This is a genomic window from Trichococcus sp. (assembly GCF_049589555.1).
Taxonomy (GTDB): Bacteria; Bacillota; Bacilli; order Lactobacillales; family Aerococcaceae; genus Trichococcus.
The window spans coordinates 1-3,263 of the sequence record NZ_JBAWAZ010000254.1; the positions used below are offsets into that span (position 1 = coordinate 1).

Sequence of the window (3,263 nt, forward strand, 5' to 3'; positions counted from 1 at the left end):
AAAGCTGAAACAAACATCCTACATAGAATTCATTGAAATTTATACAAATTCCAATCAGTTGATATAAAAATGTTCAGTTATTAGATGACGTTTTCACGCGATGGTGCTATACTATACATGAAATGACATTTGTCACATTCGCGTACAAATATAGCACAGTGCCTGAGGAATCCCAACCTATAAGGATTTTCCGAAAAGCATCCCTTCCTGTCCTCTCCCGTCCCTCACTTTTTGATGAGCAGAAATACCAGCATACAGTAAAATAAATATTTTTACATCAGTTATGTTGCTTTTCTTAAATAACTTCTCACACCAAAAGTGCCCATAAACAAACCTTTAAGCGCAAACCACTATAGCTATTTTGTTTTTTAGAAGACTTTTAATAGACAAAAACAGAGTTTATGTCTATTATGATCCGAAAGTCTTTTCGCTATCTTGGGACCGATAATCCATGTTAAAGGGGCTATTAAATTGCACGCCAAAAATGGATAGTGATCACTCAGCCTGAAACTTTTATTGCAATCGGCCGCGATTGGGAGAATCGGAGCCGATACCTCAATCCATACGCTTTAATGGAAAAATATTTGCCCCCTCTGTCGCATCAATAAATTGGTTTCGTTAACGGCAACATACTTTCCGCAATAAACTTATCATTTTTAGCCTACCGTTTGTACATGTCAGATTAAATTACATACATATTACAAATAAGCCTTTTTATGACAAGGATTAAATTTTTATATTTTTATAAAATATACTAGACAAACAAAAAAAATAGTATATTATTATTGTTATTGGCTCGTTCGGATGATATGGAATTTGAGTCAATTAATTTTCAAATTGTCGAACCGTTGCTATCAGATAGATTACGTTAGGAGGATAACTATGTATACCATGTCCAACATAAAAAACCTCTCCTTGAAGATTGTACTCGCTGAAAAGAATACAATCACAGCCGCCCAACCTACTAATTACCAAAAATTCCCTTATGTTAAACTTTTCTACGTTACATCTGGGGATGTTTCTTTAATAATGAAAGAAACGACGGAAAAGCTTTCAAAAGATCAGTTGATCTTATTGAATCCAAATGTAGAGTATTATTGGGACCTGACAGGAGATAAAGCAGCAGAGATCATCGAAGTCGGTATCCACGGACTTGAGTTCTCAAAAATCGGGGATGCAGAAAGCGATTTCTCTTATTACCGCCACAATGACGGTGAAAAAGAAACCGCAACCTTCCTGAATTTATTGCTGGATGAAATGAGCACACGCAACCAAGGCTATGAAGAGGTCAGCAAACGCTTCGTCGAGATCATTCTGATCCACTTGTTGCGTCTGGAAGAATTCTCGATCCGGAACTCACTGAACAAAAAGAACCACAAAGAAATCCAAACGGTCAAGAATTACATGAAAGTGAACTACCACAAGAACATCACTTTGGATGACTTGGTGGATCTGGTCCACATCAACAAATTCTACTTGATCCGTATCTTCAAGCAGGAAGTCGGCATGTCGCCGATCGACTACTTGATCCATATCCGTATCGATGAAGCGCAAAAAATGTTGCGCAATACCAATATCGCAATCGCCGATATTGCACACTTGGTCGGCTTCCAGTCACCTTCACACTTCTCGAAAACATTCCGGGAATTGTCGAACTGCACGCCTTCACAATACCGTCGTCAAGGAAACCAATAATACAAAAGAAGAAGCCGTTGCTTATGCGGCTTCTTCTTTTTGTTCCTCCAATGCCCGCAAATAGTTTGCCGCCTCGCGCGGTTTGCGGAAATGATGTACTGCAATGCCATCCGGCGTCCGATCCAATAAGGCGACCAAACCCGGGCGGTTGTTTTTGTTGAAGTTCCAGATGAATTTCATGAATTCCCAATCGAAGCGCTCCGGGCAGCCTTCCCCCATATCGGGGCGGGTCCGTTTGCGGTTCGAAACAATCCGTTTCAACGCGCGGTAAAGGCACACCCTTCTTTGGTAGTCGAAAAGGAAGACCGTATCCGCACGCTCCAGCCTGATCGGCAGGCTCCGTTGGTAATTGCCGTCGATTATCCATTTTTCTTCTTTGACCAATTCTGTTTGGATCCGGTCCTGTTCCTCAGCGGAGCGCAGATTCCAATCGGGAAGCCAATACAGTTTATCGAGATGATACAACGGATTGCCCGTCAACTGTTGCAGCTTGCGTGAAAAGGTGGACTTTCCCGATCCGCTGCAGCCGATAACGACAATCCGTTTCATCGACTTCCGACTCCCGCTGTCCTTCATTATTGCCAAACCGATCCCTCCTTTTGAACGAGATTCCCTCTTATATCGCTCAGTTTACCACAGCGGAAATGCAGTGAACAGTAACTGATGCGCCTCCGCAACTAATGGTATACTGGAATTAAAAAAAACTGAAGGAACGATGCAAGATGATACGCAAAGCAAAAAAAGAAGACTGTCCTGAATTATATGATCTGATTCACGAAATCTTTGTGGACATGGAATTGCCGCTGCTCGATCTGTTGGATCCGGATGTCCTGAAAGCCGCGGTGGTCCGGGCCATGCAGGAAGACGTCTACCGGTTCAGTTACCGGAATGGCCTTGTCTATGAAGAAAACGGTGAAATTCTTGGCTGTTGCTTCGGCTATCCAGGAGCAATCGAATCCATCATCGATGCCGCACTCCGGACCGCTTTTAAGGAAATGCACGTCCCGGCGCCTAGTCTTTTCCCCGACAGCGAAACGTTTGCCGGAGAATGGTATTTGGATTCCATCGTGACGAAGCAAGCAGCGCGTGGAAAAGGCGTCGCCCACCAATTGCTGCAGGCACTGCCGACACTCGCGTCAGCTGCGGGTGAAACCGTCATCGGCCTGAATTGCGAAAAGGACAATCTGCAGGCTAAAAAACTCTATGAAAAAGTCGGCTTCAGGACCGTTTCCGAGCGGATATTGAGCGGGCATGTCTATGATCATATGCAGTGGGACTTCACATATAACTAACAAAAAAATCAGCCGCAACGTTTACTGTTGCGGCTGATTTTTTTGCAATTTCAAGTCAAAAAGGAAGGTGGAGCCTTTTCCCGGTGTGCTTTCGACCGACAAAGCGATGCCGTGGCGATCGGCTATCTGCTTGGCGACCGCCAATCCCAGGCCGGTGCCTTTCTTGTTGCTTTCTTCGTTTGATTTGAAGAACTTTTCGAAGATGTACGGTTGGTCCTTTTCCGGGATCCCCGGCCCGTTGTCGCTGACAGCTAATCGGCAGCCTTCACCTAAGGC

The 3,263-nt window shown here is 44.0% G+C and carries 4 protein-coding genes; 2 read left to right on the forward strand and 2 right to left on the reverse strand.

The window, feature by feature from the left end; all coding sequences use genetic code 11:
* Positions 1–882 precede the first annotated feature (882 nt).
* Positions 883–1,695 carry an AraC family transcriptional regulator gene (locus tag WBV27_RS09205; RefSeq protein ID WP_159072203.1) on the forward strand — a complete coding sequence of 271 codons (813 nt, stop codon included), beginning with the start codon at positions 883–885 and terminating at the stop codon, positions 1,693–1,695.
* 21 nt (positions 1,696–1,716) lie between these two features.
* On the opposite strand, the gene WBV27_RS09210 is transcribed toward WBV27_RS09205, so the two are convergent.
* Positions 1,717–2,280: a hypothetical protein gene (locus tag WBV27_RS09210; protein ID WP_424201410.1), complete on the reverse strand. Its 564-nt coding sequence runs from the start codon at positions 2,278–2,280 to the stop codon at positions 1,717–1,719.
* 137 nt (positions 2,281–2,417) lie between these two features.
* Between WBV27_RS09210 and WBV27_RS09215 the strand changes: the two genes are divergently transcribed.
* Positions 2,418–2,987, forward strand: coding sequence for a GNAT family N-acetyltransferase (locus WBV27_RS09215; RefSeq protein WP_424201412.1), 570 nt, complete (start codon positions 2,418–2,420; stop codon positions 2,985–2,987).
* 21 nt (positions 2,988–3,008) lie between these two features.
* Here WBV27_RS09215 and WBV27_RS09220 read toward each other — a convergent pair.
* The coding region (locus WBV27_RS09220; protein WP_424201414.1) for a sensor histidine kinase at positions 3,009–3,263 on the reverse strand (255 nt) is incomplete at its 5' end.

What these genes read in the sequence shown, in the direction of transcription:
- WBV27_RS09205 (WP_159072203.1), top strand. Translation starts at nt 883, where the DNA reads ATGTATACCATGTCCAACATAAAAAACCTCTCCTTGAAGATTGTACTC.
- WBV27_RS09215 (WP_424201412.1), top strand. Translation starts at nt 2,418, where the DNA reads ATGATACGCAAAGCAAAAAAAGAAGACTGTCCTGAATTATATGATCTG.